Raw genomic sequence first — 23362 nt, forward strand, 5'->3', positions numbered from 1 at the left:
TCCATAAAAAAATCTCCTATTTAAGGATAGGAGATTTTAAGGCGCGATGCAAATCAGCCGCTTAAATCCAGCCTCTGAATCGAGAAGCTTCAGCCATTTTACGTACACCGACCATATATGCAGCAAGACGCATATCAATTCGGCGGTTTTGCGCCATTTCATAAATATTATTAAATGATTTCACCATCATATCTTCTAAACGAGTTTCAACTTCTTCTTCTGTCCAGTAGAACCCTTGGTTATTCTGAACCCATTCAAAGTAAGAAACAGTTACACCACCCGCACTCGCAAGTACGTCTGGAACAAGCAGTACACCACGATCTGAAAGAATTTTGGTTCCTTCCAGTGTCGTTGGGCCATTTGCTGCTTCTACGACAATTTTGGCTTTAATGTTTGCCGCATTATCTTCTGTGATTTGGTTTTCAATGGCTGCAGGTACTAAGATATCACAATCCAGCTCAAGCAGCTCTTGGTTTGTAATTGTATCGTTAAATAGTTTAGTGACGGTTCCAAAGCTGTCACGTCGGTCAAGCAAGTAGTCAATGTCTAGACCATCTTCATCGTATAATCCGCCGTACGCATCTGAAATTCCTACGATTTTTGCTCCAGCATCATACATGAATTTAGCTAAGTAGCTTCCTGCATTTCCGAATCCCTGTACGACAACACGAGCCCCGTTAATGTCAATTCCTTTTTTCTTCGCCGCTTCTTTGATGCAGATCGTCACACCTTTTGCTGTTGCAGTATCACGTCCGTGTGATCCTCCAAGAACAATTGGTTTTCCTGTAATAAATCCTGGCGAGTTAAATTCATCAATTCTAGAATATTCATCCATCATCCATGCCATAATTTGAGAGTTCGTAAACACGTCTGGTGCTGGAACATCTTTTGTTGGTCCAACGATTTGACTGATGGCGCGAACATAGCCGCGGCTTAGTTTTTCAAGCTCTCTGAATGACATTTCTCTTGGATCACAGATAATACCGCCTTTTCCTCCGCCATAAGGAAGATCCACAATTCCACATTTTAAACTCATCCAAATTGAAAGCGCTTTTACTTCTTTTTCCGTAACGTTCGGGTGGAAACGGATTCCGCCTTTTGTTGGACCGACAGCATCATTGTGCTGTGCGCGGTAACCAGTGAAAATTTTCACCGATCCATCATCCATACGTACTGGAATTTTGACCGTTAATAGACGAATTGGCTCCTTCAGCAATTCATACACTTCCTGCGGATACCCTAATTTGTCTAGCGCTTTATGTATGACGGTTTGAGTTGACTTTAAAACATCTAGCTTATCTTCTGCGTTATGAGCGGCGTTTTGATCGGCTGCCATTAAAATAAACCCCCTAGAAATCTTTCATGATCTACTGCTCCCTTTCAAGCAATAGTATACACCTTCGTACTGGTAAAGCAAAGGTAAAAAGCGTTTTTTATCAAAATAAAATATCAGCGTTTATAAATATAAAAAAGGATATAAAAAAATACTGTTGTTTCATCACAACAGTATTAAATATAATAGAAAAAAGTGATTAAAAATACATTTGAATCGTTTTCACAGCATCTTCTTGCATGATCACTTTTCCATATTCTTTTAGCCGGTGAATGGTGAGTGTCGTAGGTGAACCAAACTCTGCTAAAATCGAAATGACTGTATCAGCAGATAATTCTCCAACATCATCCAGGCTGAGGTAATATTGACCTTCATAATGGTAAACTGTACCCCCTAAAAGTCCAATACGACTTAAACTATGGGACAGTTGAATCACATCTTCAAACGAGGCAAATTGATAGAGCACATGCTTACTCTCGTCGAGCTTGACTTGCATCTCAATGTAATCTTCATCAAACTCATCATCAGCATCTTCCTGCTGACTCTTTGTGACAATGACGACCATCCCCTGCGCCTGAAGAGAAAATACTTCAACAGCAATCGGTCCATTCGCTTCAAAACCGAGCTCCTGATTCGCTTCGTTCATCATGTCTTTAAACAGCTGATGGACTTTGAACGAATCTTTCCAAAGGTCTTCTTTCGTAAGACCTCGGTCTGTCAGGTCATCTAGTGTGAGAAAAATTTTGATTTTATTATAATTCAGACGCTCCAGTCGCATAACGTTCCCTCCTGCCTCTTCTAAACACACATCATACTGTAGTATATGAGATGATGAGTCATAGGTTCTTAATTTTGTATTCAGTTTACACTGTGTCAAGACGGAAGACAAGCACGAAGCTACGCTTACGGTGACTTTTATGGAAAATATTGAGGGTGCCGCAAGTTAACGCGTTTTTAGAGGCATTAAATAGATCAGATGGGTTTCTGGTTCTGCTCCGAGACGCAAGGGAATTTTTGTTGTTCCGTAGCCATTACTAATGAGAAAGAACGCACCTTTGACCTGGCCTGTTCTTCCTTTTTCATACGGTCCAAATTTCCCAATTCGGATCTGTCCCCCATGCGTATGACCGCTCAGGACAAGATCGATTCCTTCTTCTTCACTCATCAAATGATGTACATCTGGATTGTGTGATAAGAGAATATTGACATCATCTTTCACAAACTCAGGCCGTATCGCTTCATAATCTGCTTTTTCAAGCCGAATATCATCAATTCCTCCAATTTTGATTCGCTGCCCTTCGAAATTCCATACAGCCGTTTCATTTTGCAAAGTCGTGACATCGTATGCATGAAGAATTTCTTTAAACCTTTGCTGGTCCAGCTCATGATCATTATTTCCCCAGACAAAATAAACCGGCGCAATTCTTGATAAACGTTTCACATTTTCTTCAATCCTTGCATAGGGTACACCTTTTTCTGCTAAATCTCCGCCAATCATAATCACATCTGGCTCTTCCTGTCTGATTTCTGCTAATAAAGTGTCACTGATGAGACGTCTGTGTGTATCAGAAATAAAGAAAATGACAGCAGGCCGGTCTGATTGAAGTGCTTCTATTGTAAAGTAATGCTTTTTGATGTTGTTTTGTTTTGCCGTTTTCACCATTTTTGCCGTTACACACACACCTGTTGTAACAGCCGCAATGGCGGCAGTAAATCCGATGGCATATTTCATCACAAATGGCTCCCTTACATATCTTTCTTTCATAAGACGCTTGAATGAAAAAAGACGTTTCAACTGTTAAACGTCTTTTTTTCTCATTTATTTACTTTCATAATAGAGATTAATGTCGTATTGCTTCTGCATATAGTGAAAAACCGTCTCGCGCTCTTTCCACTGATTTGATTGCGGCCATAAATCTGTGCTTTTTTGTATAATTTCACATCGAAGCCGATGATATTCATCCTCAGCCTTTTCTTCTTTTTTCTTATAGTAATAAGAGGCGTAAAAAGCAAAGACTTCAGCCATGATCCAAAACAGAAAAACTTCATGACCAAGCAGTGTGGCAATCATGGCTTCCGGCTGAAGCGAGCCGCCTCCCGCATTTGCCGTGATCACAAAATAAAACAAAAGAATGGCCAGCGATAGAAGGGCTGTCCATTGCCATCTTTTGCACTGCTTGGCAAAGCCCTCATATTTTTGCTTTCTTTTGATCAATGTTTCCATCATTTTCTGTGTCGGCTGATCCATATATCGGCTGATTGCGTGCAATGTCATCACATACACCCTGTCCCTTTTTTCTACATATGTATGTGCGTGCTTCTTCATTCATGTCAGGTGATTAGTTTTCTAGTGGAATATTCAGCACTTGACCACTATACACGCTGTTACCTTTCAAATGATTATAGGCTCTAATTTTCTCTTCACCCGAACGGTTTTTGTAATACTTCATTGAAATTCGATACAGGTTTTCCTCTGGACCAACGGTGTGCTGCACGACACGAACTGGTTTTTCTTCCTGCTTCTTTTTCTCTTCGGCCTCTTTTCGTTTTTTCTCTTCCTGTTGCTTTTGCAAGGCTAGCTGCTGCTGTTCACGCTTTTTGGCAGCTTCGGCTCTCGCGCGTTCTTTTTCTTTCGCTGCTTGTTCACGCTCTTCTTTCTCTTTAGCAGCTTTTTCTTTTTTCTGCTGTTCAGCTTTTTCTTTCGACCGCTGTTTTTCTTTCTCTTTCTTTTGCTTCTCATCATCAGACGCATCCGCTTTATCAACGCTTGAGTCATTTTTCGTTTCGACAAGAGCTGACGGGACTGGGTCTGTGTCAGCACTTGATGTAGAATCAATATTATATACATCTTGATTATTATTATGGTTGATTTCCTTTGATGTGTAGTAGATCAAAAGGAAGAACACTGTGACGACGATAATAGGAAAGATAATAGCAAGTGTTGTAAACAATGGATTACGCACCTTTTTCGTGCGCTGCTTTTTATATTCATGAAAATCTTCTCGTGTAGGAAAGTGAGAGTCATCTGAAGGCTGCACTTCTTCTTCAAAAATTTTCTCTGCATCATCGTCATGGATGTTTGTCAGCTGCTCCTTCTTTCTCTTCATTCTCGACATTTCTTCCATGTTCATCCCTCCCCCTATATTTCAAACGAATTTGACAAGCAAAGACTAAGTCAATGACAAAATGGGTCATGACAGGAACAAATAAATTCCCAGTCCACTCGTATAAAAGTCCTAAAAAAATACTAATTGAAACCACAAGGATAAACAAGAGTATTTTTGATAAGTAGCGAAAGTGAAGGAGCGCAAACACAATACTGGCAATCTCCAATCCAAATTGTTGCTGAACGATCCCTCGGAATAGAATCTCCTCTGAAAAGGCAATGAGCAGTGTTAACCAAACGATATGCGGGATGCTGCGATTTTTGAACATTTTTTCATTTAATCCGCCATCATCATACATATGAACAGGAAACACCTTCATGACAATCGCATCCACAATGATCACAAGCACAGCGCCGCCAATTCCATAAGTCAGTATCCGCGCATCTTGGATCTCCCAAAGGAATGTGAAATCTGTCCAATGATCGAACATAAATATACCTAGTAAAAAAGAAATGATCAGCATCAGCAGCTGCGTGAAATACAGCTGTTCTACAACTTGTCGATCGGTTAATTTTTCGATGATTCGGCGATGTTGTTCAATCAATGCTGCGCCTCTTTTGTCAGATGAAACATACGGTCCAGCACGGTCTTCCAGTGTTTCATTTCATTCAGCTCCAATGGTTGATCTTTTTTTTCATAATCAGACAGGTCAAGTCCGCAAGAAGAGCAGCAGCTGCCAGAGGATGCGCTCTCCGTTTGATCAAGCTGTTCGTAAAAGTATGATAACAGAGATTGTCTAAAGCAGCTATGATCTGTGATCCGCTCCTTAAATTGCCACACTTTTCTCAGTTTTTCAGTTTGTCTGTCCTGCAATTTCTCTTTCAGTTTCATCAGGAGCACACGAGGCTCGTCAGATTGATACATCCTGTAATAATGGATCAGCATTCTTGCACGTGTCTCCTGAAGTCCTAATTCCATCAATTGTTCACGTAGTTTCTTTTCATCATTTGTCTGCATTTGTGTCAGCCTGGCTAAGAAAAAATCAATTTCTGGATCATCAAAGCCCTCTGCTTGTATTAAATGCTGTTGAATATCCGCGTCCTCTTCTGTATATAAAAGAATGCTCACACTATTTTTCCCGTCCCGTCCTGCTCTTCCAATTTCCTGCATAAATGCTTCAATAGACTGCGGCGGGCTCATATGAATAACAAATCGTATATCTGCTTTGTCAATTCCCATTCCAAAAGCACTTGTACAACAAATGAGGTCAAGCTGTCCGCTGATAAATTGCTGCTGAATAAGCATGCGGTCTCCTGCATCCATTCCTCCATGGTAATACTCTACACGCTGATGGGTTTTTTGTTTCATTATAAGCGCCATATCTTCTGTCATTTGCCGGGTCGGGCAATAAATCAGGCCAGGGCCTTGCAGGAATTCCACAAGCTCAATGGCCCGTTTCTCTTTTGCTTCTTTCGTTTCGTGCGCTTCTTTGACTAATGCGATGTTTGGCCGGTTGACAGAATGGAAATGAAAGTCTGGATGCTGCAATCTTAACGTTTGCACGGTATCTTTTAGCGTTTGTTTTGTTGCAGTTGCCGTCAGTGCTAAGGCAACAGGATGACCTAATGCTTCTCTCCATTCTCCCAGCTTGGAATATTCCGGACGGAAATCATGCCCCCATTCCGATATACAATGGGCTTCATCGACGACGAACAGACCAATATGCATCGATTTGAGCTGTTCTAGCAGCACCTCTGACATTAATGCCTCAGGCGCGACGAATAAAAATTTATATGATGGCAAATGCCGAATAATATGCCGTCTCTCCTGAAAAGATAATGTGCTGTTCAGTGCCGCCACTCGTTTTTCTCCGCGCATTTTCATTCGTTCGACTTGGTCCTCCATAAGCGATAACAGCGGCGAAATAATGAGAACTAATCCTTCAGTCATATAGCCGGGAATTTGATAGCAGATGGACTTCCCTCCGCCAGTAGGCAGCATGGCAACCGTATCTTTCTGATTCAGTACACTTTGAATAATGTCCTCTTGACCTGCTTTAAATGAGTCGTAACCAAAATATCGCATGAGCGTCTGATGAAGCTTATCCATTTGCTTTCACCATCCTTGTCAGAGCCAATCTTATTTGAAAATAAGTAAATGGATGTTCGAGTTTTTCTTTAATCAGCTTCATTTTATTTGTTTGAAGCTCCCTGGCTACTGCATGAATGGCCTGCTGCTCTTCTTCGCTCACATACGGCTCTATTGAGAAGCTCGGTTCATGTATGGACAGCTCGACAATATGGTCTTCGATCGTTGCCTTTTTTAATGAACGAATGTGAGCAATCTGATCAATATCATAGCCTTTTTGCACAAGCTCGAGCGTTTTATGAGTAGAGGTTGTTAGCACGCGTTTGAATTCAAGGTCACCTACGAGCTGCTGCATGACCTGCGCTTCACCTTTTTGGGCAGCATGAATAAAATAATGGAGGACATTCCAAAAAAGCAGGTACACATACCACACATCTTCTTTTAGCCACTCTGCCATTTGCTGATACGTACGCCCAATTCTTTCATTTGACGTCAATGAGTAAACAAAAATCAGCGCCTCTTGATCACTTATACGGGAAAGGAGCTTGTCTAGTTCATGATGCAGCTCTTCCGAAAGCTTATTCTTCTCGTGATGCTGTTTTAAGAAGGATTTCGTCCAGCTTTGTACAGATACATCTCTTTGTATTGGAACATATTGATGCGATCCAGCCAGATGGTGGGACAGCACTTGTACAAGTAAAGAGAGTCTCATCCATAGCACCTTTGCTTTATCATGATATTTGGCACCGTGAAAATAAGCGGGCATCGGTTTTTCTGAAAAATACTGGTTTAGCATACGCTGTCCTGCATTTGTAACAGTGAATGTCTCCCCTGTTTTTACGATGTAGTGCTTTTCGTCAAGCTTTATAGCAGAGCGATTCAGCTGATCCCTCGTAACCCCCGGGTAACAGCCGAAGTACTTTGAAAGCTGAAACAAACTGGCATCCTGTATGGTTTGTGATGATTTCTTTCCTTTAAAAAGATGGTAGACAGCACTTATGGAGCGTTCGCCGTTCAATTTATGTACGCTGTCCATTAACATGACATCCAAGTAATGAAGAGTCATTCGCCAAAGCACCTGTCTTCCTGACAAAATTCGAATATTTTCTCCCTTTATTTTAACAGATTTCATAGAAGAAGAAATGTTTAAACTCAATTTGTGGGGGAAAGTTATGAACAAACCCTTATGTGATAAGCATTCTCAATCACTTTACAGTTGAAATGTGAAATTAAAATCATTACAATAAGGTTTGAGGAAATTGTTTTTTATCGGTGAAACTAAAAAGGTTAGACCATTTGTTCCATCGAACAATCTGGGAGGTATTTTTTTAACATGGCAAAATATACAATTGTAGACAAAGACACATGTATTGCTTGCGGCGCATGCGGTGCAGCTGCTCCAGACATTTATGATTATGATGATGAAGGCATTGCATTTGTTACGCTTGATGACAACCAAGGGACTGTAGAAGTTCCAGAAGTGCTTGAAGAAGATATGCTTGATGCATTTGAAGGATGTCCAACAGATTCAATCAAAGTTGCGGACGAATCTTTCGATGGTGACCCGCTTAAGCATGAATAGTATAAAAGCCCCTTATGCAGGGGCTTTTTTTATATTAACTATTTTGAAGTCGTCGTTTATTTTCAAACCATGGACGCATTTTCACAAAAATGAGACTAAACACGATGGTAATGATGATGCCTTTAATAAAGTTAAATGGTAAGATCCCTGCTGTAATGGTCGTCTTGAGCGCATGATCGGATAGTTCTGGCGCGTTTAAGAACCATGTGTAAGCTGGCAGGAATAAGAAGTAATTTAAAATACTCATCATCACAGTCATAAGCAATGTACCCGTGATCATAGACCATGCCATCCCTTTTGCTGATTTGATTTTTTTAAACATAAAGGCGACTGGCAAGATAAATAGTGTGCCTGCAATGAAGTTCGCAACTTGCCCAACTGGAACGCCGGACATACTGCCTTGAATGAGGTAATGCAGTACATTTTTTAATGCCTCAACAGCAATCCCTGCACCCGGTCCATAAATTAAAATCGCAATAATTGCCGGGATATCACTAAAATCAATTTTCAAATACGCTGGAAGACCCGGGAAAGGAAAATCCAATAAAATTAACACAAACGAAATACTGCTGAGCATACTGGTAACAACTAAACGCTTTACTTTACTTTGATTCAATATTCTCTCTCCTTTTCGATCAAATCTTTCGAAAAGAGGATTGTTCCATTTTAGCCACAAAAAAACCGCCCTTGAAAACAGGAGCGGGGAAATTGGGCTAGACAAATAAACGTGTGAACATCAATGTTTTCAACGTTTATGAACCTCCATCTTCTCCCATCCAGACTATACTGTCGGCTTCGGAATCACACCGAATCCTGCCAAAAAGGCTCGCGGGCTTAGAGACTATGCTCATCACCGCCGGTAGGGAATTACACCCTGCCCCGAAGATTGATCATTATTCAATTCGACATCATTATATATGATATATGAGCATTTGTACAGATAAAAATCTGAGCAAATTCATCAGTTTTAAGAAATCGTAAAAAACACAAAAATTATAATGACAAATGCGCAAAAATTGGTTATCTTTTGTTTAAAGGTGTTCATTCTTTATAAAGACACAAAGAAATGTTCGTGTTTTCTTTTTCACTTTACTGCTTTAATTTGATTGACACAGTGAAAAGGAATATGGTAAATTATCAGATATTTATGACGTTTATTTTAGGAGGAAATCTTACGATGTTTCGAGTATTAGTCTCAGATAAGATGAGCAATGATGGTCTTCTACCACTTTTAGAATCAGATTTTGTTGAAATTGTCCAAAAAAATGTAGCAGAAGCAGAAGATGAATTACACACGTTTGATGCCTTACTTGTCAGAAGTGCCACGAAAGTAACGAAAGAGCTTTATGAAAAAATGACTTCATTAAAAATTGTCGGCCGTGCCGGTGTGGGAGTAGACAATATTGACATTGATGAAGCGACCAAACACGGCGTCATTGTGATCAATGCACCAAACGGTAATACGATCTCGACAGCTGAGCATACGTTCGCTATGATTTCATCACTTATGCGTCATATTCCGCAAGCCAACATTTCTGTCAAATCAAAAGAATGGAACAGAGGTGCATATGTTGGTGCTGAGCTTTACGGAAAATCTCTTGGGATTGTCGGCTTAGGCAGAATCGGAAGTGAAATCGCGCAGCGTGCAAGAGCATTTGGCATGACAATCAACGTGTTTGACCCATTTCTCACAAAGGAACGTGCAGAAAAAATTGGCGTCAATGCGAAATCACTTGATGAAGTACTCGAAGTATCAGATATTATTACTGTACATACGCCATTAACAAAAGAAACAAGAGGACTTCTCAATAAAGAAACGATTGCAAAAACGAAAAAAGGTGTTCGCCTTGTAAACTGTGCGCGCGGCGGCATTATTGACGAGGCTGACCTTCTTGAGGCACTTGAAAGCGGCCATGTCGCAGGAGCTGCACTCGATGTATTCGAGGTAGAACCGCCAACTGATAATCCGCTTGTGGATCATCCACATGTCATTGCAACTCCGCATCTTGGTGCCTCTACAAAAGAAGCACAATTAAATGTAGCGGCGCAAGTATCTGAAGAAGTCCTTCAATTTGCAAAAGGTCTTCCTGTCATGTCATCTATTAATCTACCAGCGATGACAAAAGACGAGTTCAAAAAGATTCAGCCTTATCATCAATTTGCAGGAAAACTTGGACGTCTTGTCTCTCAATCAATGAGAGAACCTGTAAAAGAAGTAGGCATTTCTTATGAAGGCTCTATTTCAAAACTCGAAACATCCTTTATCACAAAGAGTCTTCTGTCAGGCTTTTTAAAAGAGCGTGTTGATTCGACTGTGAATGAAGTAAATGCTGGAATGGTCGCAAAAGAACGAGGCATTAGCTTTAGTGAAAAAATTTCTTCCAGCGAATCTGGTTACGAAAACAGTATTTCCATTGAAGTCAAAGGTGATCTTTCAACCTTTACTCTAAAAGCGACTTACATCCCGCATCTAGGGGAGCGCGTTGTTTCTATTAATGGTTTTAATATTGATTTTTATCCAGATGGACACCTTGTCTATATCCAGCATACAGATGCACCTGGTGTGATTGGAAAGGTTGGACAGATTTTAGGCGACCATGATGTCAACATCGCCACAATGCAGGTGGGACGTAAAGAAAAAGGCGGCGAAGCCATTATGATGCTTTCTTTCGACAAGCATCTAGAGGACGAAATTGTGAAAAAATTAACTGAAGTGCAGGATATTCTTTCTGTCCGCCTGATTGATCTATAAAAACAGTGATAAACCTCATGCAAAAGCATGAGGTTTATTTAGTTGAAACCATTAAACGGTCTCCTGTTCGAATGAGATGAGTCGTCAGCTCATTGATCTTTTTCAACTGTTCCACAGTCATTTCATTCGCCTTTGCTATCGACCAAAGGGTATCCCCTTGTTTAATGACATATGTATTTTTTTCATGTCCATTTACATGAAGAGCCGGCTCTTGGAAACGTTCCACAGCAATCATTTTGAGCGGATCTACCGCATCCTTTTTGCTGACTGACCAATTGCCACGATGTACTTCAAAATGCAAATGAGTGCCTCTGGAGGCTCCTGTGTTGCCAATTATGCCAATCGGCTGTCCCGCTTGTACATGGTCACCCTTTTTCACAAAACGCTCGTGTAAATGAGCATAGACGGTTTCGTATCCATTTGGATGCTGAATAAATATAACTTCTCCATATGTAGCCGATACATACGAACGCGTGACCACACCTTCACTTGCAGCAAAAATGGATTCTCCTTCTGGCGCAGCTATATCTAATCCCTTATGCGAGCCGCCCCTTGTCCCAAACAAGTCAGTGACTTCTCCTTTCACTGGTTCCACCCATTCGTTTGTCTTCTGCGCATGAGCAAATGGCGCTAAGATCAAGAGCAAAAAACAGCTGGCACCTATGAAGCAATACCTTTTCATCAGTGACTCCCCTTTTTTGAGGTTCTTTTCATGACAGCTTAGTATACAGCAAGAAGACCCTTTTCTATACATCAAAAAAGAACGCAATGAAATGCTTGCGTCCTTTAACGATCTTTTATGACAACTGGATTCGGCAGAGCCGGTACCTCTATTGGTTCATTTAATTCATATGGTCCTACTTGATCTGTTCCTGCATATTGAATGGTGACATCTGTAAAACCAAAATCTTTCGCTGTGAGCAGCAGACCTTCAATGAGTAGAGTATGATCAATTGAGTCCGATAATTGTGCTGATGCTCCAAACGTGATGGTTACATGCTTACCTTTTGATGTCACTTCTTTAATGGGTTCTTCTTTAATTAATGGTTCAAGTCCAGAATCACTCGTGCGTTTCATGGCCTCTACAGCTTCTTCATAAGAAGAATAATGTGTTTTGGAGGGCACCAAAAAAGTCCCGCTCTTATTTTCTAACACGTAATAAGCTTTCTTCGTTTGTTTATCAATTGATATCGTGCCAAAGCTGCTAGTCCCTAATTGAAGATGAGAACCTTTAACTGACCTGACCTCCACCTGTTTATACCTGCTCCATTTGAGCGTTTCTTTTACCATATCTTTAAATCGATTGGCTTCCTTTATCGTATCAAGGGACAAATCATTTTTTAACTGAAAAACAAGTGTATTCCCATTTTCACGAAGGTCCACCATCTCAAGATAAGATTGAAGTGGCTTTGTCATTTCAGGCAGCTGCACCTGTTCATATGTGTTCATCATTTCCTGCAAATGGTCATGTTCATTCTCTTTTTCAATACTAATGGGAACCACTTGAGATGTTGATTCATCTATGTATGCAACCGTCATATACTTTTGCTTGTCTTCATGAGAAACAACGTGTGTGGTACCATTTGCCTGTTTGACCGGCTCTAATGTGGCATTTGCCTGTCCTTTGTCAGCACTTGAGTCCATTTTCATCTGTTTATGCTGTTCTTGAGCAGCCGGCTGAAATAAATGAGGAGAAATTAAAAACGCCATAAATAAAACCACAACGGTTGCCACCGCTGGACCGATCCATTTGACACTTTTCTTTTTCTTCCCGCTTGCCATCAGCACCTGCTGGTATATCTGCTTAGATGAACGGTTGTCCTCCACCTTTGGAAGCTGACTTAGTAACACCTTGATTCGTTCTTCGCTCCAATCGGACCTGTTCGTTTTCATTCACTAGCTCCTCCTTCAAAAGCTCCATATGTTTTCGGAGCACTTTCAGGCCTCGGTGCTGCGTTGTTTTGACTTTGCTTTCCGAGAACTTTAGCGCCTTTGCCGTCTCCATGATTGAGTAGCCCTGGATAAACCTTAAAATGATGACAGCTCTTTGATCAATCGTGCAGTGATCAAGCGCGGCATAAATTTCTTTAGTATTTTCATCCTGTACAGCCAGTTCGTCTGGGAGCAAGTCTGGGTCTTTTACATCCTGCTTATCCCAATCAAACGTGCCGAGTACCCGTTGTCTTATGGTTTGCTGCTTGCGAAACCAGTCAATCGCCACATGCCTTGCAATTGAAAACAGCCATGTTTTCTCGCTGCTTCTTCCTTCAAAAGTTTTATATGAGTGAAGTACCCGAATGTAAACCTCCTGTACGAGATCCTCTGCCTGATTTTTATCTTTAACCATATAAAATAAAAACTGGTACAAATCTTGATGGTACGAATCATATATTTTTTGAAAGGTTTCATGCATAGGAAACCCCTCCGTTCACTTATTTTTGTCGAGTGACTCTTATAAAACGTTACATTACAACTTTATGACAAATATATTACAAGTTCGACAGTTTGGAAAGGGCTTTTTGTTTAACTTCTCCTTAAAAATTTTAAAATAGAAAAAACACTTCATTTTCTTTACGAAAAGAAGTGTTTCTCATGTAACAAGATTCTTCGTCAGGATTAGACGAGTTCCTGCTTTTTTCTCGGAATATAGAATGTGAAGTGTGTACCTGCCCCCGCTTTGCTGTGAGCATGTATAGAGCCTTGATGCGCCTCGATGATGTTCTTCACAATCGCAAGGCCAAGTCCAGTACCAGAACGCCCTCTCGTCCTTGCTTTATCGGCTTTATAAAAGCGTTCGAAAATAAAGGGCAGATCCTCTTCCGGAATTCCGCTCCCCGAATCTTTTACATCCATTTTCAGTCCGTTTTCCACCGATTGAACCGAGAAGTGAACCTCGCCGCCCTCTGGTGTATGACGAATAGCATTATCAATGAGATTCGTAAACACTTGCTCAATCTTATCTGGATCGAATACAAAGTGCGGTTCATCCACTTGAATATCATACGTAAGGTCGATTTGTTTTTCTTTCGCAATCCCGAGAAACTTACGGTAGATCTTCTCTGTCAGCTCTTCCGTATCTGTTGATTCAAGATTCAGTGTAATATGACCTGCTTCCATTCTCGCTAGATCTAGAAGGTCATTCACAAGACGTCCCATTCGAAGTGATTCATCATAGATAATTTGCGCAATCTCTTTCTTTTCCTCTTCTGATCCCGCAATATCATCTACAATTGCCTCACTGTACCCTTGCAGCATGGCAATTGGTGTACGAAGTTCATGACTGACATTGGCAATGAAGTCTTTTCTCAGTTTATCAAGTCTTCGTTCCTCCGTCATATCACGAAGGACTGCAACTGCTCCCCTGACATCCTGCTGATTATACAGCGGAGACATAAGAAGAACCCAGGTACGCCCTTGCAGCGTAACTTCGATCATTTGCTCTTTTTCTGTGCTGACAGCTGTATGAAATAGCTCGCGCGCTTCTGGCGGCAGTTCATCTCCATCCTTGATCTTCATATTTTGCTCGTAATACCATGCCTGCAAAAATCGTTCTGCAGGAGGATTTGTCATCAAAATCGTTCCATCAATATTGATGGTGATGACGCCATCAGCCATACTGCTTAAAATATTAGATAAATGTTCTTTTTCTTGATTTAAGGCTGTGATATGGAATTTAAGCTGCTTCCCCATTTGATTAAAGGCGATCGCCAGTTCTCCAATCTCATCTTGCGTTAAAATAGGAATCTTTGTATCAAATTTCCCTTTCGCCAAATCTTGTGCACCCTCTCTCATCTTTCTGAGAGGATAGGTGACACGTGTTGACAAGAAGAAAGCGAATATAGTGGTCAGTACAATCGCAATTCCGGCGGCTAAAAAGATGTAGCGTGTCGTATGTTTCGTTGTTTGTTCTACAGCGAGGAGTGATTGAGAAAGAAAGACCATGCCTTTTTTTCCGTTCGCCTCATATGGAACACCGACTACAATCCGTTCATCTTTTCGATTGCCTGCATCAGGTTCTGCACGTTTACTGATTTTTTTACGATCTTTCAGTGCTTGATTTAAATCGTTGTCCGCTTCAATTTGTTTCTTTGTAATCGCAGGAAGCTTCCCGTCTTTTTCAGACGAATACCACTCTAGCCCGTCCTCTTGGATGATCGCAATACTCGTCAATTTGTCAGCGAGTTCTGATGTAATCGACCTCGCAAGTGATTGATCCTCATGGCTTTCTAAAATGACCGCTACTTTGTTTGCCATTTGTGTTAAATCAGATTTTGCTTCTTCTACATGATAATTCTCAATGAACTCTAAAAGAAGCACAGTTAAAATAGATAAAACGATCAAGACGAGGAAAAGAATGGTTAACCATAGCTTTCCTACAACACTTTTCCACAGTTTCATTCAGCGCCGACCTCAAATTTGTACCCGACACCCCATACAGTTACGATTTTTTTCGCTGCTTCTGGTGACACTTTATTCAGTTTTTCACGAAGTCGTTTGACATGAGTATCAACTGTTCGTAAGTCTCCAAAGAATTCATATTGCCATACTTCTTTTAGCAGCTTTTCTCTGTCATAGACCTTATCTGGTGTTTTTGCAAGGAAATATAAAAGCTCATATTCCTTCGGCGTGAGGCTGACTTCTTTGCCATCAGCCGTCACTCTATGTGCATCATGGTCAATAGAAAGATGAGAAAACACAAGAACATCCTTTGTTGTTGTCCCAGTATTCAAATAAGACGTTTGAGACGATCTTCTGAGCAATGCCTTTACACGTAAAACCACTTCACGCGGGCTGAAAGGTTTGACGATGTAGTCATCCGTTCCTGCCTCAAATCCTTGAACGCGGTTGGCTTCTTCTCCTTTTGCCGTCAGCATAATGATTGGAGTCGCTTTTTTGTCTCGAATTTGATTACACACTTCGATTCCATCTGTACCAGGCATCATTAAATCGAGCAAAATGAGGTCGTAATCGGTTTGAAGCCCTTTTTGAATCGCCTCATCTCCATTTTCCGCTTCATCGATTTCATAATTTTCACGTTCTAAATACATTTTTAAAAGGCGGCGAATTCTTGCCTCATCATCTACGACTAATATTTTCGTTTGAGTTGTGTGTTCCATTAGACAGTCCTCCTGCTTTCTCCGTTGTTACATTCATTTTAACAAAAAGCCGAATTGAATCATAAAAGTTGGCTTTTCCTTGTGATTATGCGTAAGAATGAAGCCCCGCAATGACAAGGTTGACAAAGATGAGATTAAACATAATAATGGCGAAGCCGATCACAGCAAGCCATGCGGACTTTTCACCATGCCAGCCTCGCGACAAGCGAAGATGAAGATAGGCAGCATAAAAGAGAAACGTAATCAATGCCCATACTTCCTTCGGGTCCCAGCCCCAAAACCTAGTCCATGCAATTTGCGCCCAGATCATGGCAAAGATCAGCCCGCCTAACGCAAATACAGGGAAACCAATCGAAACAGCCCTATACCCAATTTCATCAACTAAATCTAGGTTCACCTGTTTCACTAGCGGTTGAAGCAGTGCGCTCAGCCGTTTGCGAATGATCAATCGAATGAGTCCGTATATGATCAGCCCTACGCCAAATGACCATAACACCGTATTGACCTTTCTACCTGAAAAAACAGGCGGCAGCTCAACAAACGGTTCCAAACGATCTTCCGTCACAAGCTCCCCTTTATGAGGTCCGACAAGAGCTGGGAGCTCATAGACCATCTCACTTTTTTCTTTATTTTTATCAATCCAATTAAATGTTGCTTCATATCCTGTCATTCTAAAGATAGACGTAACAGCGATAAATGCAAGTGTGACCACAATCATAAACATGACAAGCTCTAAACCAAACGTCTTCTTCCCTGGCTTTGTTTGATCCACATGCTTTAATAGAAAGATGACACCTGCCACAAAGCTGATGGCTAAAATGGCTTGGCCAAGTGCTGCTGTTGTCACGTGAATATAAAGCCAATTACTTTGAAGTGAAGGAATCAGCGGTGAAATATCTGATGGGAACATACTTGCATAGGCAATAATCAATAAAGCGATTGGAAGTGTAAATAAACCAAGTACAGACACTTGATACACAAAATATAAAATGATGAATGCAAGCACCAGCATCATGCCAAAAGCCGTTGTGAACTCAAACAAATTACTGACAGGTGCATGACCAGATGCGATCCATCTTGAAATAAAATAACCCAACTGGCTCAAAAAACCGATGATGGTAAGCGTAATGCCAATGAGTGCCGCCTTATTTCTGTGCGGTCCTTCTTCTTTCTTTTTTCCCTTAATGGCACCACCAAAAAAAGGAACTGCCGCTAAATAAAATAGAAAAGCTGCAAATAACAGATTTTCACTGACTGCCGCCATCTAATCCTTCCCCCTTGCTTTTGCTGATACTTGTTGTATCAGGCAGTTCTTTTTGATCAACTGGCTGTTTGATGCCACTGCCGTGCAGTAACACACCAAGATCGGACTTTAAGCCGAACCAGTTTTTGTTTGTATGTCCTGCCACCAATACTTTTCCATCCTTTGCCGACAGCCAGATTCTTCTATGCTGCCAATACATCCCCTGCACGACACCAATCATGAAGATGATTCCGCCTACTATGAGCACGCCAAGTGTTAAATCCTTTCTCACTGTTAACCCTGTGACGTTTTTCGTTTCGACCCGATCAAACTTCATTTTATATAGATTGTTATCAGAACCCTCTACTGTCTCTTGAATGGCGACAAAGCTTTTTTCACCTTTAGGTTTTTCAGGAGAAATCATTTCAAACACGAAAGCAGGATTATTCGGATTCCTTGTTTTCGTACTTGGCGTTCCATCATCGTCAAAATAAAAATCAGGCAGATAGCTCATCACCTTGACTTTGTAACCGCTACCAAGATCATATTCTGACTTAGGCTCCAGCAGATTAATCTTCACTGTACCGAAAGATTTTTCTGTATCTTTACGAATCAGCTGAAAGACCATTTGATCGAGTTCATTTTGTTTAAAATCCACTTGATATAATGAGAAATTGTCAAACTTGAGCGGTTCATTCACTTTGATATCGTGTTCTGTTACCTGCTTCAGCTTGGGCTTTTCACCAAATACAACTTCTCCTTCACGTTTGTATAAAATGGCATCCGTTTTATAGCTTTTCACCACTTGACCATCGCCAGCTTTTTCAATGGCATTCTCAAACACTTCTTTTTCATTTCCAGTTTCATAGCGATCAATTGAAAACGCATTATTTTTCAAGAAGTATTGACCATCCGTACCTGGAATTGGTGCAGTTTCCCCTTCTCTGACCCAAAGCGTTTCATCCACATACATGCCCGGGACAAACCGGAGCATCGCTCCAATGAGAAAGATGATTAGTCCAATGTGATTGACGTAAGGTCCCCAGCGTGAAAAACGTCCTTTTTCGGCTAAAATATGCCCATTTTCTTCTCGCACGCGGTAACGCTTTTGTTTCATTGCTCTTATGATGCCTTCATATGTATGCTGATCTAATGTTTTGTCTGTCTCGCTAAACAGACGCTGTCTTCTCATAAAGCCTTCTTTTTTGATAACCCCTTGGTTTTTGAGTGCTCGATAAAGAGGAATAACGCGGTCGAGACTGCAAATGACAAGGGAGATTCCGATTGATGCGACAAGAGCTAAAAACCACCAAGAATTATAAAGATCATGGAATCCAAGTGTGTAATACAGCTTGCCAAACGATCCATATTGCTCTTCATAATACGTGGAAGCAGATGCACCTGGCGGAATAAATCGCTCCTGCGGAAAAATCGTTCCAAGCGAAGAAGCGAGCAGTGTAATGACAATCAGCCACACACCCACTTTAACGGAAGAAAAAAAGTTCCATACTTTATCAACAATCGTTTTGTTGTATGTTTGCGAGCGTCTTGCACTGCCGTCATATCTCATATCAAGCAGCTTTGAAGAGTTTTTCTCTTTAGCCGCAATGGAATTCCCGCATGATTCACATAGAACAGTACCGATTGGATTAATATGTCCACACTCGCACTTTACCTCTTTCATTCTATGACCCCTTTGGTTTAATCAAATTCATATATTCATAGATTTGACGTTCTGTCATCGTTCCCTTTATGACTTTGATTACCTTGCCTTCAGGATTAAGTAAAAGCGTAGTTGGCAGCTGCCCAATATCATACGCCTCTGTCACTTGACGATCTTTATCCATGGCAACAGGAAAATTCACGCCATAGGATTCCATAAAATTTTTCACGGCAATCTTGGATTCCGCAACATTGACTGCAACAATTTCCACACCGCGATCCTTGAACACTTCATATTGATTCGCCATATAAGGAAATTCTTGTTTACACGGACCACACCATGTACCCCAAAAATTAAGAAAGACACCTTTGCCTTTTAAGTCCTTTAACTCAATCCGATCCCCATCGACAGATTGAAGGACAAAGTTTGGCGCAATAGATCCTTCTTTGACTCGATCCTGTTTGGCAAATACTGAGTTATACATTGTATAACATAGTGCCGCAAGCATCACGAGGAGAATGCCCGTCCGTATGAAAAACCGTCTTTTTTTCATCTGAAGTACCCCTTCCCCATAGACATTCAGGTAAATTATAGCATTCTCCTTCTTTTGATGCTTCTTCATTTTTTGAAGTTTATGTGAAAATTAAAAAGCGCTTTTCCCATGATCGGCAATTGCTCTCAGGCGCTTTACTTCATGCGGAGACAATTCTCTGCGGTCTCCTGGTCTCATACCTTCAATATGAAGGAACGAATATTGCTCCCTTTTTAGCTTTAACACATCATGTCCAATCGCTTCAAACATGCGGCGCACCTGTCTGTTTCTGCCTTCGTGAATGGTTAATTGAACAATACAAGTTTGCTTTCGTTTATCAATAGAAAGCATTTTCGCACGAGCAGGTGCTGTTTTTTTATGATCTAACATGATCCCTTTTTCTAGCTTTCTAAGCAGTTCCTTTGAAGGAATGCCTTTTAGCTTCGCTGCATACGTTTTATCAATTTCGTATTTCGGGTGCATGAGCTTATGGGCAAATTCCCCATCATTTGTAATCAAAATCAAACCGCTCGTATCATAATCTAACCGGCCGATTGGATAAAGACGCTGCGGGACATCATCAAAGAAATCTGTGACGACCTTGCGTCCTTTATCATCCTCGGCAGCCGAAATGACGCCGCGCGGTTTATAAAGCATAAAGTAAACCGGTTCTTCTCTTTCAAGCTTTAATCCATTGACTTCAATTTTATCTGAAGAGCCCACCTTCACTCCGAGCTCTGTCACTGTTTGACCATTAACGGTAACTCTTCCTTCTTTAATTAATTCTTCAGCCTTTCGTCTTGAAGCGACGCCGGCATGTGCAATTACTTTCTGTAAACGTTCCATTTGTCTTTCACCTCATGTACTATCTTACTTGCTTGACTTAAAACAAACAAGCATTCGTGGAAAAATAAGCGTTTCGTCTGTCTAATTTCAGCTAAAAAGCGATTTTCCATCCATGAAATACAAAAAAGCGCCTGATTAGGCGCCGCTAAATAACAAACTGACGATAATCACAGATGCAATGACACCAATGAGATCTGCTAGCAAACCTACTTTCAGCGCATCTCCCATTTTTTTAATGCCGACTGCTCCAAAATAGACCGTTAAAATGTAAAGGGTGGTGTCTGTTGACCCTTGCATGACAGCTGCAAGCTGGCCAATAAAAGAATCTGGACCATATGTCGCTATCAAGTCTGATGTCATTCCAAGTGCAGCCGTTCCTGATATCGGACGAATAAACGCAAGCGGCACCACTTCTGGCGGGAAACCAATCGCTGTAAAGACTGGTTTTAATAGTCCCATAACAAAATCAAGCGCACCTGACGCACGGAATATCGTAATGGCTACAAGCATACCGACTAAATAGGGAATGATTGAAAAGGCAATTTGAATGCCCTCTTTTCCTCCCTCCACAAATGTTTCATAGGTTGGTACCTTTTTAATGGTTCCAGCAATCAAAATTCCTGCGATGATCAGTGGTATCAAAGCAAGTGACAGCCAGTTAATAAATGCCACAAGATCACCCCCGCCTGCTTCTGCGATAGTGGAAATAACGATCGATGATAATTGCACCGATTCCTGAAATGAGTGTTGCTAAAATGGTTGGCCCTACAATGTCTGTTGGCTGATCTGCCCCATAGGTCATTCTTATTGCAATGACGGTTGTTGGCACAAGTGTGATAGAGGATGTGTTGACCGCTAGAAATGTAATCATAGAACGGCTTGCTTCATTTTTCCCGCCGTTTAATGATTTCATCTGCTCCATCGCCTTAATTCCAAGCGGTGTAGCGGCATTCCCGAGACCAAAGAAATTCGCCATGAGATTGGACAAAATATACCCCATTGCAGGATGATTAGGCGGAATATCCGGGAATAGCTTTGAAATAAAGGGCCGGCACAATTTACTAAAGAAATTTAACAGCCCTGCCTCTTCGGCAATCTTCATAAGCCCGAGCCAAAAAACGAGGACACTAATCAAACCAATTGAAATAGTAACCGCTTCTTTTGAGCCTTTAAATACAGCCTCGTTCACTTCCTGCATCGTTCCATTAAACATCGCATAGACAAGACCGATGACAGTGAGAAATACCCAAATTAGATTGACCATGAAGATCCGCCTATAGATGTCTGAAAGACAGACTTAAACATTTCTTGAAAGCTTTTTTGAGGCATGCGGTTTCGTTTATTTTCATAAAAAATCGGTAATTGCTCGATCACCTGTCCATCTAATAAAATCGTCATTTTTCCGACAACATCTGGGATGGCTTCGGCGTTTTTTTTCCACTTCTTTTTAGGAGCGAGCATTTCCGTTTCAATTTTGACAAGTTTTTTCTCATCTTCATTTAAAAAATAGTCCACATCACGCTTGATAAACGCTTTTTTTTCGTAAAAGGTCCCTTTTAACGAAGCAAGCCTTCCTTTTTCAGCAAGCACATACGTTTTATAGTGATCAAATGCATACTCAAACATAGAAATATGATCCTTCCAGTCGTCAGGTGCATTAATGGTCACAGCGATCAGCTCGGCATCACCTTTTGCAGCGGTGGAGACAAGTGTTCGTTTTGCAAGCTTTGTATATCCTGTTTTCCCTCCGGTGGAATATTCGTATAAACCGGTGAGCAGCTTATTTTTATTTTTCCAATAGCCTTCCATTGTCTTCGCTTTATAGAAAGTTGTACCGGCAATTTTTTGATATTGTTTATGCTTCATTGCGTATTTTGTTAGGATCGCCATATCATAGGCTGATGAATAATGATTTTTATGATCATCGAGTCCGTGCGGATTTTGAAAATTCGTATTCTCCATTCCTAGTTCAGCCGCCTTTTGATTCATCATAAAAATAAAACCTTCTAAGCTGCCGCCAACATGCTCTGCAATGGCAACAGCTGCATCATTTCCAGAACGCAGCATGAGCCCGTATGTCAAATCTTCTAAGCTCACCTTCTGCCCTTCCTTCAAATAAATGGATGACCCCTCCGCCCCAATCGCACGTTTTGATACTTTGACGGTATCTTTCATTTTTCCTGATTCAATGGCTAATACAGCCGTCATGATTTTTGTAATACTGGCGATTCTTCTTTTTTCGTGCTCGTCCTTTCCAAATAGGACTCTGCCTGACTGTCCATCTATTAAAATGGCGCTTCTTGCACTCACTGATAATGAAATGTCTGCTTTGGCATGTGAAGAAAAAGGCAGTAAGAGTGTAAATAGAAGAAGGACTGCTGTTCCAATTTTTAAATAGGGCATGTTCATTCACGTCCTTGTCCGTTTTGTACAAGTGTATGCTCAGCTGAAAAAGTTATGATGCCTCGTCCATAAAAAAAAGCGCCTCTACATGTAGAGGCGCTTCTTCAAGTTGCTTATACCATTTTCACTTGCTGATGAGATGCCGTATATTCCAGCTCTTCTCTCATCGCTAAAAAGTCTTTTTCTAATGAAGAAAATAATTGTTTCATATCAGCGGATACTTCATGGTGAAAGACAATGCTGCTTTTTCCTGTATAGGCCGATCGGCTGTCTTCATACCATGTATCCTTTTTTGGCGTGAAAAATTCTTCAATGCATTGATGATAAATACGGTGAAGCATCTGCTGTGCGGCCTGCTGCGGGAATGTCTGCTGCTGGCCCATTTTCCTGCAAATGGCTGCTGCATCCTCGCTGTACACTGCAAGCTTCCGTAATGTACTCAATATGTCACAATAATAGGCTTCCGCTTCGGGGTTTAATCGTTTCAAGCTTGATAAGGTGGCTTCGTTCAGAAAACCATTCATTTCAATTGCAACCTTTGATAAAAAGACGCCTGCTTGATCAACTTGAGCCTTTACATTCATATGTGCCATTTGTTTCGTGTTTACCTTCCCCTCATGGCTTTGTCACCATTTTATCTGTCATCAAAAGATTTTAGACCTAAAATCTTTTTTATATTTTATCATACATTTTTCC

Annotated in this window: 24 protein-coding genes and 1 riboswitch; of the genes, 2 read left to right on the forward strand and 22 right to left on the reverse strand. The window is 41.0% G+C overall.

All coding sequences use genetic code 11. The features are described from left to right. Positions 1-61: 61 nt before the first annotated feature. The 8 genes from NSQ25_RS10495 to NSQ25_RS10530 form a co-directional block, all read right to left on the reverse strand. On the reverse strand, positions 62-1336 hold the full coding sequence (locus tag NSQ25_RS10495; protein ID WP_007500982.1) for a Glu/Leu/Phe/Val dehydrogenase: 1275 nt from the start codon (positions 1334-1336) through the stop codon (positions 62-64). Between the two features lie 196 nt (positions 1337-1532). After that, the gene (locus NSQ25_RS10500; RefSeq protein WP_024428080.1) at positions 1533-2111 is read right to left on the reverse strand and encodes a genetic competence negative regulator; all 579 of its coding nucleotides are present in this window, start codon (positions 2109-2111) and stop codon (positions 1533-1535) included. Between the two features lie 165 nt (positions 2112-2276). After that, the gene (locus NSQ25_RS10505; protein ID WP_046311634.1) at positions 2277-3065 is read right to left on the reverse strand and encodes a metallophosphoesterase; all 789 of its coding nucleotides are present in this window, start codon (positions 3063-3065) and stop codon (positions 2277-2279) included. Positions 3066-3152: 87 nt separating this feature from the next. Further along, positions 3153-3608: a DUF2663 family protein gene (locus NSQ25_RS10510; RefSeq protein WP_046311636.1), complete on the reverse strand. Its 456-nt coding sequence runs from the start codon at positions 3606-3608 to the stop codon at positions 3153-3155. A 64-nt stretch (positions 3609-3672) separates the two neighbouring features. After that, a complete protein-coding gene (locus NSQ25_RS10515; protein ID WP_061109299.1) occupies positions 3673-4458 on the reverse strand; it encodes a LysM peptidoglycan-binding domain-containing protein in 786 nt (261 codons plus the stop codon). After that, positions 4403-5044, reverse strand: coding sequence for a CPBP family intramembrane glutamic endopeptidase (locus NSQ25_RS10520; RefSeq protein WP_326136256.1), 642 nt, complete (start codon positions 5042-5044; stop codon positions 4403-4405). The genes NSQ25_RS10515 and NSQ25_RS10520 overlap by 56 nt, the downstream gene beginning before the upstream one ends. After that, positions 5041-6549: an ATP-dependent DNA helicase RecQ gene (locus tag NSQ25_RS10525; RefSeq protein ID WP_326136255.1), complete on the reverse strand. Its 1509-nt coding sequence runs from the start codon at positions 6547-6549 to the stop codon at positions 5041-5043. Before NSQ25_RS10525 ends, NSQ25_RS10520 begins: the two co-directional genes overlap by 4 nt. Continuing rightward, complete coding sequence (locus tag NSQ25_RS10530) at positions 6542-7594, reverse strand: helix-turn-helix domain-containing protein (protein WP_326136254.1); 1053 nt, start codon at positions 7592-7594, stop codon at positions 6542-6544. The genes NSQ25_RS10525 and NSQ25_RS10530 overlap by 8 nt, the downstream gene beginning before the upstream one ends. 267 nt (positions 7595-7861) lie before the next feature. On the opposite strand from NSQ25_RS10530, the gene NSQ25_RS10535 reads away from it, so the two are divergent. Beyond that, a complete protein-coding gene (locus tag NSQ25_RS10535; RefSeq protein WP_008361239.1) occupies positions 7862-8110 on the forward strand; it encodes a ferredoxin in 249 nt (82 codons plus the stop codon). A 34-nt stretch (positions 8111-8144) separates the two neighbouring features. On the opposite strand, the gene NSQ25_RS10540 is transcribed toward NSQ25_RS10535, so the two are convergent. Next, positions 8145-8726 (reverse strand): ECF transporter S component, encoded by a 582-nt coding sequence (locus NSQ25_RS10540; protein ID WP_034280389.1) that lies wholly within the window; start codon positions 8724-8726, stop codon positions 8145-8147. Between the two features lie 144 nt (positions 8727-8870). Then, a riboswitch (FMN riboswitch) is annotated at positions 8871-9001 on the reverse strand. Positions 9002-9287: 286 nt separating this feature from the next. On the opposite strand from NSQ25_RS10540, the gene serA reads away from it, so the two are divergent. Continuing rightward, positions 9288-10862, forward strand: coding sequence for a phosphoglycerate dehydrogenase (gene serA, locus NSQ25_RS10545; RefSeq protein ID WP_046311646.1), 1575 nt, complete (start codon positions 9288-9290; stop codon positions 10860-10862). A 34-nt stretch (positions 10863-10896) separates the two neighbouring features. Here the strand turns inward: serA and NSQ25_RS10550 are convergent, their stop codons facing one another. From NSQ25_RS10550 to NSQ25_RS10610, 13 genes are all read right to left on the reverse strand, one after another. Beyond that, the gene (locus tag NSQ25_RS10550) at positions 10897-11544 is read right to left on the reverse strand and encodes a peptidoglycan DD-metalloendopeptidase family protein (RefSeq protein ID WP_326136253.1); all 648 of its coding nucleotides are present in this window, start codon (positions 11542-11544) and stop codon (positions 10897-10899) included. A 104-nt stretch (positions 11545-11648) separates the two neighbouring features. After that, complete coding sequence (locus tag NSQ25_RS10555) at positions 11649-12755, reverse strand: sigma X negative regulator (RefSeq protein WP_065214673.1); 1107 nt, start codon at positions 12753-12755, stop codon at positions 11649-11651. Beyond that, positions 12667-13275 carry an RNA polymerase sigma factor SigX gene (gene sigX, locus NSQ25_RS10560; protein ID WP_024422837.1) on the reverse strand — a complete coding sequence of 203 codons (609 nt, stop codon included), beginning with the start codon at positions 13273-13275 and terminating at the stop codon, positions 12667-12669. The genes NSQ25_RS10555 and sigX overlap by 89 nt, the downstream gene beginning before the upstream one ends. A 203-nt stretch (positions 13276-13478) precedes the next feature. Then, positions 13479-15260 carry an ATP-binding protein gene (locus tag NSQ25_RS10565; protein ID WP_034280386.1) on the reverse strand — a complete coding sequence of 594 codons (1782 nt, stop codon included), beginning with the start codon at positions 15258-15260 and terminating at the stop codon, positions 13479-13481. Then, positions 15257-15979, reverse strand: a complete 723-nt coding sequence (locus tag NSQ25_RS10570; RefSeq protein WP_003215596.1) for a response regulator transcription factor — start codon at positions 15977-15979, stop codon at positions 15257-15259. Before NSQ25_RS10570 ends, NSQ25_RS10565 begins: the two co-directional genes overlap by 4 nt. 85 nt (positions 15980-16064) lie before the next feature. Next, positions 16065-17243, reverse strand: a complete 1179-nt coding sequence (gene ccsB, locus NSQ25_RS10575) for a c-type cytochrome biogenesis protein CcsB (RefSeq protein ID WP_041117853.1) — start codon at positions 17241-17243, stop codon at positions 16065-16067. After that, the gene (locus NSQ25_RS10580; RefSeq protein ID WP_326136252.1) at positions 17227-18906 is read right to left on the reverse strand and encodes a cytochrome c biogenesis protein ResB; all 1680 of its coding nucleotides are present in this window, start codon (positions 18904-18906) and stop codon (positions 17227-17229) included. The genes ccsB and NSQ25_RS10580 overlap by 17 nt, the downstream gene beginning before the upstream one ends. Position 18907: 1 nt before the next feature. Next, positions 18908-19438, reverse strand: a complete 531-nt coding sequence (locus tag NSQ25_RS10585; protein WP_047204114.1) for a thiol-disulfide oxidoreductase ResA — start codon at positions 19436-19438, stop codon at positions 18908-18910. Positions 19439-19528: 90 nt separating this feature from the next. Continuing rightward, the gene (rluB, locus tag NSQ25_RS10590; RefSeq protein ID WP_024422842.1) at positions 19529-20263 is read right to left on the reverse strand and encodes a 23S rRNA pseudouridine(2605) synthase RluB; all 735 of its coding nucleotides are present in this window, start codon (positions 20261-20263) and stop codon (positions 19529-19531) included. A 135-nt stretch (positions 20264-20398) separates the two neighbouring features. Then, positions 20399-20935 carry a spore maturation protein gene (locus NSQ25_RS10595; RefSeq protein WP_024422843.1) on the reverse strand — a complete coding sequence of 179 codons (537 nt, stop codon included), beginning with the start codon at positions 20933-20935 and terminating at the stop codon, positions 20399-20401. Between the two features lie 4 nt (positions 20936-20939). After that, positions 20940-21527, reverse strand: coding sequence for a nucleoside recognition domain-containing protein (locus tag NSQ25_RS10600; RefSeq protein WP_034280382.1), 588 nt, complete (start codon positions 21525-21527; stop codon positions 20940-20942). After that, complete coding sequence (locus NSQ25_RS10605) at positions 21515-22666, reverse strand: D-alanyl-D-alanine carboxypeptidase family protein (protein ID WP_326134802.1); 1152 nt, start codon at positions 22664-22666, stop codon at positions 21515-21517. The genes NSQ25_RS10600 and NSQ25_RS10605 overlap by 13 nt, the downstream gene beginning before the upstream one ends. Positions 22667-22779: 113 nt before the next feature. After that, positions 22780-23259: a YpuI family protein gene (locus NSQ25_RS10610; protein ID WP_041117855.1), complete on the reverse strand. Its 480-nt coding sequence runs from the start codon at positions 23257-23259 to the stop codon at positions 22780-22782. Between the last annotated feature and the right edge of the window lie 103 nt (positions 23260-23362).

The organism is Bacillus sp. FSL R5-0512 (genome assembly GCF_038593295.1).
Taxonomy (GTDB): Bacteria; Bacillota; Bacilli; order Bacillales; family Bacillaceae; genus Bacillus; species Bacillus safensis.